Source organism: Vibrio sp. 10N.286.46.A8 (assembly GCF_041470165.1).
Classification (GTDB): Bacteria; Pseudomonadota; Gammaproteobacteria; order Enterobacterales; family Vibrionaceae; genus Vibrio; species Vibrio tasmaniensis_A.
Window position 1 is genome coordinate 36,286 of record NZ_JBFRLX010000001.1, and the last position, 15,034, is coordinate 51,319.

Consider the following 15,034-nt stretch of genomic DNA (forward strand, 5'->3'; position numbering starts at 1 on the left):
AATATTTGAGGGCTTTGAGTAATACCAAGAGCTTATAACTCTCGTAATACTCGGAATCCTAAGTAGTTAGCGGCAGTAGAAGGCGAAACGTACAGTTCAGCAAACACTTTTGCCTCTTCAGGAGAGAAGCTCCACGCGCCCCCCTTAGCGATGCCTTTTTGGGTTGCAGTCCATTCCCAAACGTTACCTACCATGTCGTAGAAACCCGTTGGCGTTGGCAAGAATGATTTAACAGGAGAAGTACTGACGTTTGACCACTGTGTACCAGACCAACCAGTATTAGCTCTACCTGAACGGAATTTGTTGCCCCACCAGAAGCTGGTATCTTGACCCGCTCTTGCCGCCGCTTCCCACTCTTGTTGTGTTGGTAGGCGGTAAGTAAAGCCTGTTTTTTTAGATAACCAACGTGTGTACGCTTTCGCATCGCTTTGGCTGACACATACAACGGGTGAATTATCGACTTGCTTGAAACCAGGAGCTTTCCAGTCATTGTCTGACACAGTCGTGATTTCTGCATTCACGAAGGTATCACAAGTGTTCATCAGCTCTGCGTCGGTCTGGTAACCCGTATTTTTCACAAATGCTTTAAAGTCTTGAACACGAGTTGGGGTTGCCGCTAATGCAAATGGCTGTTTGATCGTGACTTGCTCAGCGTTATTTTCACCGAGTAGGTAAGTCCCAGATCCAACCACAATCATTTCTGGACTTTGAGCACCATTGCCCATTGGGTCAGCAAACTTAGTCCCCACATTCAGTGAGTTCTGCTTCGCTTGTAATACTGCTCTTAGGTTGTGATCTCGGGCTATTTTCAGCTCTTGGTGGAAAGAAAGGTAACCTTCTTTCTCAATCGTAACCATGTGCTGCCCAGTAGGTAACATCACTTCAACCGGAGTGCTGCCATAGTTCACACCATTGATAGAAACCTTGTCATTATATTGATTTGAACGAACCACCAAGTTAACCCATGCAACCTCTTTTTGTTGATCATCGGCTTGCAGATCGCTCTGATCGAAACAGTTTGAGGATTTAATACCAAGTAGGCGGCAAGGGGTGTTCTTATCTGGACGAGTTTCTAAATTCGCGGTAATCACGGCTCGGTAACGGTTATCTTCGGAGAAGCCAGATGATTTCACGCTGTGTTGCAGAACGTGAATATTCAAAGATGCAGACGCTAGGTGTTCTTTTACTATTTTTGATTCTGTCGCGTTGGATACAAGGCTATTTTGAAATTGTTTTACTGCTTTTTGAAGTGTCAAAGCCACCGTTTGGTCTGAACATTGAGCTAACGTCATGTCGCTGCTACAGCGGTTGGTAAAGCTAACGGTATGTTCTTGTGTTTGAGTGACCTCGCTTCTTAATCTCTCAGCTCTTGCTCTTAGTTTGTCTTGATTCAAATGGGCGATAGACATTTCTACAGCCGATTTTTCGGCTTTGATGGCCTCTAGTTCCATCACTAAGCTTTGAAGCTTTTGCTCTGAATCCGAAATCGTAAGCTTGTGCTCTTTTACCGATTTCCAGGCATCTTGAAAGCGATTTTGAGCTGGTGAGATATCGAAATCTGGCTCATCAATCATGCGAGTGTAATCTTGCTCTAGGCTAGTTTTCGCCGTTGCGAGTTTTTGCTCTGATTGAGCTAATAACTTGGCTTGACGTGCCATTTGCTCTGCTTGGTTGTCGACTTGATTTTGTTTGTCCGCCATCTTCTTCTCGATAGCCGTTAAACTGGCATGTTCTTCGAAAAGAGAGCTTTCAATGTCGATGACTGATGACGTGATTGCTGGAGATGTCGCTTCAGCGAAAACAGCAGGCGTCATTAAGCATGGAGCAAGTGCAAATAATAGAGTAGGAAAACCTTGGCGCATGTTGGGCTACTTCAGTCGTAATTTAGGTTAATTGAATATTCTAACGAAAACGCCATTTCGTTTGAAGCTACTTTCTATAACTACAAACAAGATGGCGAGTATTCATTCAGCTTTGTGAAATAGGCACGGCTATTTATATCAGGCTTAGCTTTATATATTTAGATTTCATTTTCTTTACTAGGAAGGAGTTTCACCCAAATAGTATCGCTGCCGTTAATAGTCACTGTGCGGTTGTATGACTCGTAACCTTCTTTTGAAATGGTTACTTGGTGACGACCGCTCGGTAGCGAAACCTCTAGGGGTGTGCTGCCGTATTTAATGCCGTTGATAGTGACTGAGTCATTGTACTGATCAGAACGTACCATCACGTTTGCCCACTGCTTGTCGCTCTTCTTTGTAACCTTAACGTCGCTGTCCGTTAAACAGTAGCGAGTTGAAACGTTCAATAAGTTACATGCTGCAATCGCTTCCGGTTTTGCTTGAAGTTGAGCTTGCATCTGCACAAAGTAAGAGTTGTTTCCAGAGAAACCGCTCTTGATTGCTTGGCTGTCTTGAACATGAATGTTCAATTGAACACCTTGTAAGTTTTGCTTCGCTAGCGTGCTTTCTGTGAGCTGTTCAAGTAATTTGCTCTTGAAGTTTTGTACTGCTTTCTGCTTCGTCAGGTGTTTACCTTGAGCAATACACTCACCCAGTGTCATTGTTGATGAACATGTGGTGGTGTAGCTCGTTTCAAGAACGGCACTTTCACGAAGTTCTGTTGCAATACGTTTAACGCGAGCTTCAACTTTTGATTCTTTCAAGTTAGCCAGCTCATTATTCAAACGAGCTTGCTTTTGCTTAATTTGAGAAAGGTAAATTTCGTTCTCATTCATCGCTTGCTGATTATCTAGCTGAGACGATTGATTCTCTTTAACCGCAGCCCAAGCATCTTGGTATCCTTTCTGAAAAGAAACCAGATCCGTTTCTGGATCGTCAAGTAAGCGACTGTATTGTTTGTCGAGTACAGATTTAGCTCGGTTACGTTTTGCCTTTAACTCTTCACCTTCACGTAACAACTTACTGTTCTGGTTTTGAAGTTGTTTTAAGGTCTCAGTTGCCGATACTTTGGTCGCTGAAATACGCTCAATATCTGAGTTTTTCTCTGTTAGCTTTGCATCGATAGCTGAAACGGGATCGACTTGATTCAGTTCTTCAGCTGATAACGATGCAGATACCCAAAGTGGGGATAGCGCAAGTAAAAGCGCTGAAATTCGAAAGTTAGTCATAGGTCCCTGCAACTTGTATATTTAAAATTGGCTCGTTAATAAAGTGTCTACTTCCTAGTTGTCAGTCACTAGTTATTAGCAATTAACACAGTACCCGTCTTTATACCGTTTTATTGCCCTCCAATCTACTCAAAAGCTAAGTTTCGGTACTTCGGATACACTTTTTACATATTTACACCGAAATAATTGAGCTATATAAGAAAATATTGTCGTTATGGTGTAGTCATTTGGTTTCCATTTGTGACTTGCTTTGACTTTTGGTGTTCAGATTTATTTGCTCTTGGAACAAGGAAGAGTGGCCTAAAGATTGGAAGGTTGACTTTACAAAGCCCGTAGTTTGGGCTCACTTGATCATACTTCCGGAGACATGATCACGTGGTTATCAATAATGATCTTTCTTTGAAGAAGAGAAAACATCTCTCATGATCATTTACAAATTCATCTTCTGCAGATTTCAGAGTATTATTCTTATCATGTCGACCTAAGTACTTTGCTGTCATGCCAAAACCTTTACCCTTTCCAAACCTAGACTTGTCTCCGCTAGGGCTTACAGGCCCCCGACCAGCGGAAATCATAACTTTGCCTTCGCATATGGACTGTCACGATCATCATTATTCGCAGGTGGTGATTGGTTTAAAAGGTCAGGCTGAATTTGAAGTGAGCGGTAAAGGTAATCTTGTCGGCCCAGGTCAAGGTTGTGTGGTAACGGCGAGCTCTGATCATGCTTTCGGTGGTGTGGTTGGCCAGTCGGACATCCTAGTACTCAATATGCCAGTGCCAACGGATGATGACCCTCTGATGCTAGAGAAGATCAATCAGTTAGAATCATCGAACGTCTACTTCCAATTAGACGCGCAAATTCAAAAGCTTATCCATATGTTGGTGCAAGAAATGCAGGCGAGTCCTAATGATCTGCTACTAAGCCGAGCCTGTAATGACACAGTGATCGCGCTGATGCAAAGACACATCTCGGCATTCGAAACCTCAATCAAAGATTCACGCTTTGATCTTGAAGCGTTGGATCGCTACATAGAACAGCATTTAGCAAATAAGATCTCCGTCGCGCAGCTTGCGGGTAGTGTGTTCTTGGGTGAAAGCCAGTTCCACATGCTATTCAAAGATCAAATGGGTATTACTCCGCATCAGTACGTGTTAGGTAAGCGTATCGACCGATCTCGTCGTTTAATCGAACAAGGTAACCTCAGCCTTGGTCAGGTCGCTGAACTGGCTGGTTTCTCCGGTCAATCTTCCTTTACTCACACCTTTTCACGCCTTCAAGGCATGTCACCATCTCAATACAAAAAGAAAATTTCTGTTAAATAGTGAAACAAAACGGCATATTATTTTAAAGTTTCATATGTGACCTTGTGTTTGTTTTGTTAATAAAGCGAGTTTTTAGCAAAAAACTCGGAGTTTTTGACAAGTAATCCTTATATACTCTAAATACACTGCAGCCATTGTAGAGATCCCGGGCTAATTCCGGGTGTGAGATTAAGGAAAACGCATGTTTACAGCTACTGATGTGTTAAAGCCAGAATTCAACGAGCAGTCGCTTGCTGATCTATGGTCGCTTATCTCACCATTATATATGGTGGATGAAACCCAATGGCTAGAGCAACTTCTGCCGCTAGCTACCCCTTCTGAGTCAGAAAAGCAGCAGATCACAGACAAAACGACATCATTGATCGAAGCTATCCGTGCGGATAAGACTTCTATCCAGATGATCGATGCATTGTTGCTTGAATACAGCTTAGATACTCAAGAGGGCATCTTGCTAATGTGTCTGGCGGAAGCCTTGATGCGTATTCCTGATTCAGCAACCGCTGATGCTCTGATTCGTGACAAACTAAGCGTTGCGGATTGGAAATCTCACCTAAAGAATTCAGACTCAGTATTTGTTAACGCATCCACTTGGGGATTAATGCTAACAGGTAAGGTGGTTGGACTTTCATCTAAAGAGCAGAGTGCAGGTCAAGCGGTTAACCGTTTAGTGAACAAGCTTTCTGAGCCGGTGATTCGCAAAGCGATGCACCAAGCGATGAAGGTGATGGGTCACCAATTTGTTCTTGGTCGCAGCATTGCTGAAGCGCAAAAGAACGGTAAGTCTATGCGTGACAAAGGTTTTACCTACTCATACGACATGCTAGGTGAAGCGGCACTGACTACAGCTGACGCAAACAAATACTTCAAAGATTACCTAATGGCGATTGAAGCCGTAGGTCGAGACAACTATGTTTCTCCAGAATCGAAGGTCTCTTCAAAATCGAGCCCTGCGCCATCGGTATCTATCAAGCTTTCTGCGCTTCACCCACGTTATGAAGTGGCGAACGAAGACCGCGTACTGACTGAACTTTGCGACACGCTAGAGCAGCTATTGCGCCGTGCAGTAGAGCTCGATGTTGCGATTACGATCGATGCGGAAGAAGCGGATCGCCTAGAGCTTTCTCTTAAATTATTCGAAAAACTGTACCGTACTGATCTTGTAAAAGGTTGGGGTAAATTTGGTCTGGTTATTCAAGCCTACTCAAAGCGTGCACTACCGGTTCTAGTATGGCTAAACCGCCTAGCGAAAGAGCAGGGTGATTTGATCCCACTTCGCTTAGTTAAAGGTGCTTACTGGGACAGCGAAATTAAATGGTCACAGCAGGCTGGTTTCACTGATTACCCAGTTTACACACGTAAAGAAGCGACAGACGTAGCTTACCTTGCTTGTGCGCGTTACCTATTGAGCCCAAGTGTTCGCGGCAATATCTTCCCGCAGTTTGCGAGCCACAACGCTCATACAGTTTCTGCTATTGCTGTCATGACCGACCATAAAGACTTTGAATTCCAGCGCTTACACGGCATGGGTGATTCTCTGTACAACCATGCAATGGAAGCTTACCAACAGTCGGTACGTATCTACGCACCGGTTGGCAGCCATAAAGATCTACTGCCATACCTAGTACGTCGCTTGTTAGAAAACGGCGCAAACAGCTCGTTTGTACACCGTTTAGTTGATGCGCGTTGCCCTGTCGCTGAGCTGACTCAACATCCTGTCGATATGCTTCTGGCGTTCGATACGCTGCACAACACTAAGATTCCTCTGCCTCCAGCGGTATTCCCTGAGCGTAAGAACTCTTACGGTGTGAACATTGATATTGAAAGCGAAGCGCATCAATTTGAAGAGAAAGTAAAAAGCTTCTTAAACAACCAATGGACAGCGGGCCCTGTGATCAACGGTGAATCTCTTGCCGAAAGCATGATCAAGGCTGATCAGAACGTTGAGCAAGTGACAGCACCTTATGATCGTCGTATTCATGTGGGTCAGGTGGCTTTTGCTAACCTTGATCATGTTTCCGCAGCGATCACTGGCGCAGACGCAGCATTCGCTGATTGGAACGCAACTTCGGTTGAAACCAAAGCGGCTGCACTTGATAAGTTGGCTGACCTGATGGAAGACAACCTCGCTGAGCTGGTGGCGATTTGTCATCAAGAAGCGGGTAAGACAATTCACGATAGTGTTGATGAAGTACGTGAAGCAGTCGATTTCTGTCGTTACTACGCAAAACAAGCTGACAATCTACAAGGTTTCGAACTAAAAGGTTTTGATGGCCAAACACGAATCGCTTCTCGACAAGGTCGTGGTGTGTTCGTCTGTATCAGCCCTTGGAACTTCCCTCTAGCCATCTTCCTTGGCCAAATTACTGCAGCACTAGTGGCGGGTAATACGGTTGTGGCTAAGCCTGCCGAGCAAACAAGCTTGATTGCTGCTCGTGCGGTTGAACTGATGAATGAAGCGGGCTTCCCTGCTGGCACGATTCAGTTACTACCGGGTCGCGGTGCTGAGATCGGCAGTGCACTAACAAGCCATGATGCGATTGCGGGCGTTGCCTTTACTGGTTCTACGCCAACGGCACAGCGTATCAATGTGTCATTAGCCACTCGTAACGCTAAGCCAGTTCCGTTTATTGCGGAAACAGGCGGCCAGAACGCGATGATCGTCGACAGTACTGCACTGCCTGAACAGGTAGTTCGTGATGTGATTCGTTCAGCATTCGCTTCAGCAGGTCAGCGTTGTTCTGCACTACGTGTGCTTTACATCCAAGAAGACATTGCAGACCGCGTGGTTGGATTGATTCACGGTGCAATGGACGAGCTGAGTGTTGGCATTCCACACCTTCATAAAACCGATGTTGGCCCTGTTATCGACCAAAACGCAAAACAGAAGCTAATGGCGCACTTAGAAAACATGACCAATACCCAGAAGAAGGTGGCTCAACTTTCTCTAGGTAGTGATTGTGAACATGGTGATTTTGTTCCACCAAGTGCTTTTGAAATTGATGACATCAACTGCTTGAAAGAAGAACAGTTTGGCCCAGTGCTACACATTGTTCGCTTCAAAGCGAGTGAGCTAGCGCAAGTGGTAGACCAAATCAACCAAACGGGCTTTGGCTTAACCATGGGTATCCACAGTCGTAACGAGACAACTTACCGTTGGATCGAAAAACACGTTCGTGTGGGTAACTGCTACATCAACCGTGACCAAGTGGGCGCCGTTGTTGGTGTTCAACCATTTGGTGGTCAAGGCTTGTCAGGTACTGGCCCTAAAGCGGGTGGTCCTCACTACCTATATCGCTTTACTGATATTCATTTCTCTCAATCACAAGACAAGGCATAAGGAGCATTATCATGGTTCATCAAGTGACACGTTTTTCTGATGCTTTGCTAGCGTGGGAACAATGGAATCTTACCGACTTTGATTACAAGAGTGCTCAGGTACTTGCGCTGAAATCAGAGATCGAAAGTCAATCTGCGCCTTTGGCTGCAGTGGCAACTTATCATCTAGAGCAAGCGTCTGCGCTGCTTTCTGAACATCACTTAATGGCAGGTCCTACGGGCGAAACCAATGAGTTGTATGCCGCAGGCCGCGGTGTGGCTTTGGTGATTGTTGATGATTGCGAAGAGAAGGTGCCCGCACTGCAAACTGCAACAGCGATGATTACTGCAGCACTATTGGCAGGTAACAGCGTTCAATTGTGCAGTGATGACGTGCAGTTCAATACCTTAATTGCAGATGCCGCGAAACAAGCGAATCTACCAACCAACTTGGTGCAGGTTGCCTCGTATGACGCTGCTCAACAGCTATTGTCTTGCGATGTGCGAAGCGCGGGTTACGTAGGTAATTCACAAACGGCACAAGTTATCAATTTACAGCTTGCTAAGCGTGACGGTGCAATCGTCGGTTTAGTGGCTGAAACGGATCTGACCGCAATGAATGTTGCTAATGATCCACACCTATCGCTGCGCTTCATTACCGAGCGTACGCGAACTATAAATATAACAGCCGTGGGCGGTAACGCGACCTTGCTCGAACTTGGAAGCGAAGCTCACTAACCTTCAGTAAAATTGGCTCTAAAGACTTTTGGTTTTCTCCATTTTTGGGTTTTCCCATTTTTGGTTTACTCCCTGAGTGCTTTGGAGCCTCAATACCTAACTCAATGCACTTGCTTGCCTTTACGGTGAGTACCTTGCATTGAATTAGGCATGGAAGGCTTTCTACAAAATGAGGACTATCAAATGATAGAAAACAGTTTTGCAATAACGACGACGTTCATTGCGTATCTAATTATGATGCTAGCGATCGGTGTTATTGCTTACAAACGTACATCTAACTCAACTGACTACTTCCTAGGTGGTCGCTCGTTAGGTCCATGGCCTGCTGCACTTTCTGCTGGTGCATCAGACATGAGTGGTTGGTTGCTACTTGGCCTGCCTGGTTACGCTTACGCTGCTGGCTTTGAAGCATTTTGGCTTGCTGGTGGCCTACTTGTTGGTACTTGGGCAAACTGGTTAATCAGTGCAAAACGTCTACGTACTTACAGCATTACGACTGAATCACTGACGCTGCCTGAGTTCCTATCTCGTCGCTTCAACGATAATTCTAAGCTGATCCAAACAATTTCTGCTTTCTTTATCCTTTTATTCTTCCTTTTCTACACAAGTTCAGGCTTGGTAGCAGGTGGTAAATTGTTTGAAACGGTATTCGGCCTTGATTACACAACAGCGGTAATTATCGGTACAGTCTGTGTAGTTTCGTACACTCTGTTTGGTGGTTTCCTTGCGGTATCTTGGACTGACTTAGTTCAAGGCTTACTAATGTCTGCAGCGCTATTGATTGTACCAATTGCGGCAATGAACGGTGGCCTAGGTCAGCTTTCTAGCGACCTACACAACATCAACCCCGAGCTTCTAACGCTATGGAATGATGCGAAGGGTGAGCCACTGTCTGCTATTGCGATCATCTCACTAGCGGCATGGGGTTTGGGTTACTTCGGTCAACCACACATCCTTGCGCGTTTCAAAGCAACACGTAGTAATAAAGACCTGACAACAGCGCGCCGCATTGCCGTTATCTGGACTGCACTGTCTATGATTGGTGCAATGCTTGTGGGTCTTGTTGGTCTAATCTATGTGACGAACTCTGGCGCACCTAAGCTAGACGATGGCGAGAAGATCTTCATGCTTCTTGTGAACGCGATGTTCCACCCAGTAATCGCCGGCATCCTACTTGCTGCCATTCTAGCGGCAATCATGAGTACTGCGGATTCACAACTTCTTGTTTCTTCATCTGCAATGGCAGAAGACCTGTATAAGCAAGTTTTGAAGAAAGACGCAACGTCAGAAGAGATTGTTCGTGTCGGCCGTTTCGCGGTTATTCTAATTTCTCTTGTTGCTCTTGTTCTGGCGATGACACCAGACAGCTCAGTACTTGGCCTTGTATCTTACGCATGGGCTGGTTTTGGTGCTGCATTCGGTCCTGCAATCGTATTAAGCCTATACTGGTCTCGTATGAACCGTAACGGCGCTCTAGCGGGTATCGTGGTTGGTGGTGTTACGATTGTACTTTGGAAGCAGTTCACGGGCGGTTGGTTCGATGTTTACGAAATCGTACCGGGAATCATCCTATCGACGCTTTCTATCGTTATTGTGAGTCTAATGACTGGTGAGCCAGAAGACGAAGTGAAAAAGCAACACGCTGAGTTCAAGAAGAACCTAGTTGAGCTAGACTAATTTACATTGTAAAACATATGTGAATTAGCAAAGAACATTAGCTAAAAAGCAATTGTAAAAAGTAATTGAAAAATAAAAGTAATAGAGTCACTTCGGTGGCTCTATTTTTTTATGTGGGCACTACCTTTGTCTTATAAAAAACCAGTAGGATACAGGAGAAGCACGGCTGTTATGAGGTTTACAATGTAAATCGAAACCAAATGATAGAAGGAAAATAAATAGAAGAGAAAGGCTTTTCATAGCGCTTGATGTCAAAAAATAACCGATAAAATGGCTATTTTTTGAACTTGGCGCTCACTTTTGTTATTAGCTCGGTGAATTATTACACTGAATTGGACATCATGTGTCAATTATCAGTAACCACTAAAGACCTATAGGACAAAGGTATGCCTGATCTCTATTGCAAAGGATGTAAAAAAACAACACTACATAAGTCTATAATGAAACGTTGTGAATCTGAGCCTGAGACAACCTCTGGCCGTATGATGCAATGGACGTCAAAGCTATTTAGTGGAAACCTGTACTACGACATGGAAACTCAGCACTTCTGTCGAACGTGCAATTGTCGTTGTGAAACAGGAACTGCAGTTCCCCAAGTTGGTCTGGCTTAGATTGTAGTAAGTGCTTACTAACTTAGATTTAAAAACCTCCCTGATGGAGGTTTTTTCGTTTTCTATGCCGCTTTTAGTGAAGGTTCTGCCTCGACGACATTGCCATCAATCTTAACTTCCCAGCCATAGTTTGAGTATTCACTTGCGAGTGCTTGGGCAACATCTTTTGATACCGTTACGTGTGTCCATGAACCGATTCCGTAAGGTTTATATGCGAGTTCTTGCGTTTTCATAATAGAGTCATCCTTTCTCTTTGAGAATTCTATTATTCACTTTGGCCTATATCCTTTCTTTCGTTTCTGGCTCAACTTATTTGTTAATCGGGTCATTTCTATAATAATTTGTTAATAACTGGAGTTTGATTTATAAGGGTTGTTATCGCTCTGTTCGGTTTTATATTTAACGTGAATAGGAATGGTCTATTTAGTTTTCTAAATGTGTGAGCAAGGTTTTCTTCGATTGCTCTTAGTATGGAATATACTGAGCGTAATCTAGAATGTTTAAGGAATATTATGTCTCAGCATCAACTCGATCGTATCGATAAAGAGATACTAAGAATTCTGCATATGAAAGGCCGTTTGCCCGTTGTTGAACTAGCGAAACAGGTCAACCTAACAACTTCACCTTGCTCTGATAGGTTGAAGCGATTGGAAAAAGTCGGCTACATCACCGGCTATCATGCTGAGCTTTGTTCAGAAAAGTTGGGGCTCGATGTCCAAGTGTTTATCCATATTCGCCTCGATCAAACCAGCTTTTCAATTTTTGATAAATTTGCCCAAGCGGTTGAAACGATGCCTGAAGTCGAAGAGTGCTATTCGCTGTCGGGGGACTTCGACACCATGATCAAGGTTCGAGTAAAAGACATGAAGGCGTACCAAGCATTTATGGCAACTAAGTTGGGTACCCTGCCAGGTGTGATTCAGACACGCAGCGAAGTGGTGATTGAAGAACACAAGAAGGGCTTTGGTGTTAACCCTGAGCTGTTGGCCACCATAAAATAATGACCTGCGTTCGCCTTACCAAGGTTATTTACATATAAAAAATGGAAGCCAATAAGCTTCCATTTTTTGTTGAACGTCAGATAAAGAGCAATCGGATAAACTTCTCCGCCTTACAGCGTAATTGCCGCAGAGATTAAGCCAATCACACCACCGAATACCCCACCCCAAACGACCAACCAACCAAGGTGTTTTTTGATCATGGTCTGAACCATCTCTTTAACCAGTTTTGGTGTCAGTTCATTCAAGCGCTGATCGATGATCGCCTCAATGTTCTCTTTAATTTCATCCATCATTGCAGGCGATTCAAGTTCATCCTTGATGGCATTTTTTACCGAATCGCTCTTGCTGATTTCAATCACAGACTCTTGCATCTTCTCTACAAATGGCGCTTTCATCGGCTGTAGTGCTTCTGTGCCGCCAACCATTGCCAACATGCCACCAAACTGTGAGTTTTCGATAACATGCACCAGCGATTCGAATGCAGGGTTAAAGTCGATCTTCTTGATCACAGGCTCTAGGTTGAGTGACTTTCCTGTCATCTCACTACTAAGAAAACGGTCGATGTTACTTTCGGTAAAGAACTGTTCCATCATCAGTTGTTTGATGGCTGCCTTGAACTCTTCAAAGCGCGCAGGAATAACGCCAGAACCATATAGGCCGGGTACTTTCTCGAACAACATGTGAATCGCAAGCCAGTTGGTGATAGCACCAGAAAATGCGAATAGGCCTGCATAAAGCAAGTATTGGTTTGCTGTCGCATAGCCGCCAGCAAGCAGTGCTAACGCAATAACGTTAGTTAAGACACTTTTGTTCATGGTTGATCTCTAAAAAGAATACTGCGCGCATTTTAAGAAAAAAACGCCAAGAAAAAAACAAAAGGATCGATGAAGTTTATAGAACCAATGAAAACAGATGAGAAAGAGGCAGAGAATAACAGACATAAAAAAGGCTAGCCTCCCCCCGAAGTCTAGCCTTATTCCAGAACGCGCAAGCGAAGCGTCATTGCTGTTAATGTCATTATATGATTACGACATAACATTCTGCCATGTGTAATTTACCGCCAATTAACATTTTGGTGTGAATTACGCCGCACTTTTAAAGTAGCACATTAATTAAGCACTTGTTGCTTGCTGTAGGTCGTCAGCGATGAAGCCGCCAGTCTGGTGATTCCACAATTGAGCATAGATGCCATTTTGTGTAATCAGCTCTTGGTGCGTGCCTTCTTCGACGATATTACCTTGGTCGAGTACGATCAAACGGTCCATTGCTGCAATCGTCGATAGACGGTGTGCAATCGCTATAACCGTTTTGCCTTCCATTAGTTCAATCAAGCTCTCTTGTATCGCAGCTTCAACCTCTGAATCGAGAGCTGATGTTGCTTCATCTAGAACCAACAGCGGAGCATTCTTCAGAAGTACACGTGAGATAGCGACACGTTGACGCTGACCACCAGAAAGCTTGACGCCACGTTCACCTACTTGAGCATCGTAGCCAACATTACCAAACGGGTCAGTTAGGGTTTCGATAAACTCATGAGCGTGTGCCTGTTGGGTTGCGGCATACACTTCTTCATCTGATGCTTCTGGTCGACCGTAAAGAATGTTGTCTTTGATCGAACGGTGCAGCAGTGAGGTATCTTGAGTCACCATACCTATGTTGCTACGCAGAGAATCTTGAGTAACGCTCGAGATCTCTTGGTCATCAATCAGGATACGACCACTTTCTACATCGTGGAAACGCAGCAGTAAGTTAACTAGGGTCGATTTACCTGCACCTGAACGGCCAACCAAGCCGACTTTTTCACCCGGTTTGATGTTGAGGTTTAGGTTGTTAATCACACCCTTATTCTCACCGTAGTTAAAGCTCACGTTGTCGAAGTTGATACCGCCTTGTGGAACGTCCAAAGGTTTCGCATATTTTTTGTCTTCGATAGCAATGGGCTTAGACAGTGTTTTAATACCATCAATCACGGTACCTAGGTTTTCAAACAGACCACCTATTTCCCACATGATCCATTTCGACATGCCGTTAATACGCAGAGCCAAGCTGACTGCAATGGCAATCGCACCGACCGTGATTGCGTTATCTAACCATAGGTAAATAGAGATACCGGCAATGCTGAATACCAATAGATAGTTAGCAAATTCAACGCAGATGTTGAAGCCAGTAACCAAGCGCATTTGGCGATGGACTGTGTCTAGGAAGCCTTCCATCCCTTCTTCAGCGTACTCGGTTTCTCTTTTACTATGAGAGAAAAGTTTGACCGTAGCGATATTGGTGTAGCTATCAACAATGCGTCCTGTCATCAGTGAGCGTGCATCCGCCTGTTCTGAAGACACGTCTTTCAGCTTTGGTACGAAGTGCAGTTGAATGCCAACGTAAATGAACAACCAAATCAACATTGGAGCCATTAAGCGCCAATCCGATTCCGCGAGCATGAACAGCATCGCTGTAAAGTAAACCGTCACGTAAACAAACACATCAACCATTTTGGTCACGGTTTCACGTACCGCGAGCGAGGTTTGCATCACTTTGGTCGCGACACGTCCGGCGAAGTCATCTTGATAAAAGGACAGGCTTTGCTTCAAAAGGTAGCGGTGCGCTAACCAACGAATCGACATTGGGTAGTTGCCCAGCAAAGTTTGGTGAAGCAGTAGTGAGTAAACACTGATCAAGATTGGCATCACGACCAACAGCAGAACGCCGAGCCCCATCAGTGTCGACTCGTTGTCTGCCAAGAAAGTGTCCGGGTTGCTGGTTGATAGCCAGTCAACCAGTTGACCCATGTAACCGAACAGCGCAACTTCGATGATCGCGATGGTCATGCTCATCAATCCGAGCAAGATCAACGGCTTTTCAAAACCTCGTGTGTAATGGCGGCAGAATGCCAGTATTCCAGTAGGAGGTTGTATCGGCTCTCCCTTTGGAAAGGCTTCAGTAAAGCCTTCAAATTTCTTGTACATAGTTTTCCCTTTATAAGCTACTGCATCTTTGATGCTAGAGCATCGTGATGTGCAGCTTTGTTTTTATAGTCTTGATTTGAATTTTTCAGTTTTAGTTTGAAATTATATAAGTGCCAACGCGTTCTTATAAGTATTAAGCCATTCGATAGAGTTTTGTTTAGTTCTTATGTAAGTACTTGGTTTAAGCGACACAGAACACTTCCAAAGAGTGTCTTTCATGAAGCTAATTTTAGATTGAATTAGGCAGGAAAAGTTAAGCTTATTTCAAACGTAATT

The 15,034-nt window shown here is 44.4% G+C and carries 11 protein-coding genes; 6 read left to right on the top strand and 5 right to left on the bottom strand.

Features of this window, described 5'->3' with window-relative positions; genetic code table 11:
- Nucleotides 1-32 precede the first annotated feature (32 nt).
- Both AB4232_RS00140 and AB4232_RS00145 read right to left on the bottom strand, forming a co-directional pair.
- The gene (locus AB4232_RS00140; protein ID WP_017102247.1) at nucleotides 33-1,862 is read right to left on the bottom strand and encodes a formylglycine-generating enzyme family protein; all 1,830 of its coding nucleotides are present in this window, start codon (nucleotides 1,860-1,862) and stop codon (nucleotides 33-35) included.
- Nucleotides 1,863-2,020: 158 nt separating this feature from the next.
- Complete coding sequence (locus tag AB4232_RS00145) at nucleotides 2,021-3,130, bottom strand: PEGA domain-containing protein (RefSeq protein ID WP_009846003.1); 1,110 nt, start codon at nucleotides 3,128-3,130, stop codon at nucleotides 2,021-2,023.
- A 498-nt stretch (nucleotides 3,131-3,628) separates the two neighbouring features.
- Here AB4232_RS00145 and AB4232_RS00150 point away from each other — a divergent pair, with 498 nt between their 5' ends.
- From AB4232_RS00150 to AB4232_RS00170, 5 genes are all read left to right on the top strand, one after another.
- Nucleotides 3,629-4,453, top strand: a complete 825-nt coding sequence (locus AB4232_RS00150) for an AraC family transcriptional regulator (RefSeq protein WP_012600035.1) — start codon at nucleotides 3,629-3,631, stop codon at nucleotides 4,451-4,453.
- 181 nt (nucleotides 4,454-4,634) lie between these two features.
- Complete coding sequence (gene putA / locus AB4232_RS00155) at nucleotides 4,635-7,790, top strand: bifunctional proline dehydrogenase/L-glutamate gamma-semialdehyde dehydrogenase PutA (protein WP_372085571.1); 3,156 nt, start codon at nucleotides 4,635-4,637, stop codon at nucleotides 7,788-7,790.
- An 11-nt stretch (nucleotides 7,791-7,801) separates the two neighbouring features.
- Nucleotides 7,802-8,506, top strand: coding sequence for a 1-pyrroline-5-carboxylate dehydrogenase (locus AB4232_RS00160; protein ID WP_372085572.1), 705 nt, complete (start codon nucleotides 7,802-7,804; stop codon nucleotides 8,504-8,506).
- 186 nt (nucleotides 8,507-8,692) lie between these two features.
- Complete coding sequence (gene putP / locus AB4232_RS00165) at nucleotides 8,693-10,183, top strand: sodium/proline symporter PutP (RefSeq protein ID WP_029222791.1); 1,491 nt, start codon at nucleotides 8,693-8,695, stop codon at nucleotides 10,181-10,183.
- Between the two features lie 440 nt (nucleotides 10,184-10,623).
- On the top strand, nucleotides 10,624-10,794 hold the full coding sequence (locus AB4232_RS00170) for a hypothetical protein (protein WP_017097212.1): 171 nt from the start codon (nucleotides 10,624-10,626) through the stop codon (nucleotides 10,792-10,794).
- Nucleotides 10,795-10,856: 62 nt separating this feature from the next.
- On the opposite strand, the gene AB4232_RS00175 is transcribed toward AB4232_RS00170, so the two are convergent.
- Complete coding sequence (locus AB4232_RS00175; protein ID WP_009845996.1) at nucleotides 10,857-11,027, bottom strand: hypothetical protein; 171 nt, start codon at nucleotides 11,025-11,027, stop codon at nucleotides 10,857-10,859.
- A 279-nt stretch (nucleotides 11,028-11,306) separates the two neighbouring features.
- Between AB4232_RS00175 and AB4232_RS00180 the strand changes: the two genes are divergently transcribed.
- On the top strand, nucleotides 11,307-11,795 hold the full coding sequence (locus AB4232_RS00180; RefSeq protein WP_009845995.1) for an Lrp/AsnC family transcriptional regulator: 489 nt from the start codon (nucleotides 11,307-11,309) through the stop codon (nucleotides 11,793-11,795).
- A gap of 110 nt (nucleotides 11,796-11,905) precedes the next feature.
- Here the strand turns inward: AB4232_RS00180 and AB4232_RS00185 are convergent, their stop codons facing one another.
- Together AB4232_RS00185 and AB4232_RS00190 are read right to left on the bottom strand one after the other, a co-directional pair.
- The gene (locus AB4232_RS00185; protein ID WP_009845994.1) at nucleotides 11,906-12,610 is read right to left on the bottom strand and encodes a DUF445 family protein; all 705 of its coding nucleotides are present in this window, start codon (nucleotides 12,608-12,610) and stop codon (nucleotides 11,906-11,908) included.
- 297 nt (nucleotides 12,611-12,907) lie between these two features.
- A complete protein-coding gene (locus AB4232_RS00190) occupies nucleotides 12,908-14,758 on the bottom strand; it encodes an ABC transporter ATP-binding protein (RefSeq protein ID WP_372085573.1) in 1,851 nt (616 codons plus the stop codon).
- Nucleotides 14,759-15,034 lie beyond the last annotated feature (276 nt).

Excerpts from the sequence above, each read along its gene's own strand:
- AB4232_RS00140 (WP_017102247.1), bottom strand. The coding sequence starts at position 1,862 with ATGCGCCAAGGTTTTCCTACTCTATTATTTGCACTTGCTCCATGCTTA.
- AB4232_RS00145 (WP_009846003.1), bottom strand. The coding sequence starts at position 3,130 with ATGACTAACTTTCGAATTTCAGCGCTTTTACTTGCGCTATCCCCACTT.
- AB4232_RS00150 (WP_012600035.1), top strand. The coding sequence starts at position 3,629 with ATGCCAAAACCTTTACCCTTTCCAAACCTAGACTTGTCTCCGCTAGGG.
- putA (WP_372085571.1), top strand. The coding sequence starts at position 4,635 with ATGTTTACAGCTACTGATGTGTTAAAGCCAGAATTCAACGAGCAGTCG.
- AB4232_RS00160 (WP_372085572.1), top strand. The coding sequence starts at position 7,802 with ATGGTTCATCAAGTGACACGTTTTTCTGATGCTTTGCTAGCGTGGGAA.
- AB4232_RS00170 (WP_017097212.1), top strand. The coding sequence starts at position 10,624 with ATGAAACGTTGTGAATCTGAGCCTGAGACAACCTCTGGCCGTATGATG.
- AB4232_RS00175 (WP_009845996.1), bottom strand. The coding sequence starts at position 11,027 with ATGAAAACGCAAGAACTCGCATATAAACCTTACGGAATCGGTTCATGG.
- AB4232_RS00180 (WP_009845995.1), top strand. The coding sequence starts at position 11,307 with ATGTCTCAGCATCAACTCGATCGTATCGATAAAGAGATACTAAGAATT.
- AB4232_RS00185 (WP_009845994.1), bottom strand. The coding sequence starts at position 12,610 with ATGAACAAAAGTGTCTTAACTAACGTTATTGCGTTAGCACTGCTTGCT.
- AB4232_RS00190 (WP_372085573.1), bottom strand. The coding sequence starts at position 14,758 with ATGTACAAGAAATTTGAAGGCTTTACTGAAGCCTTTCCAAAGGGAGAG.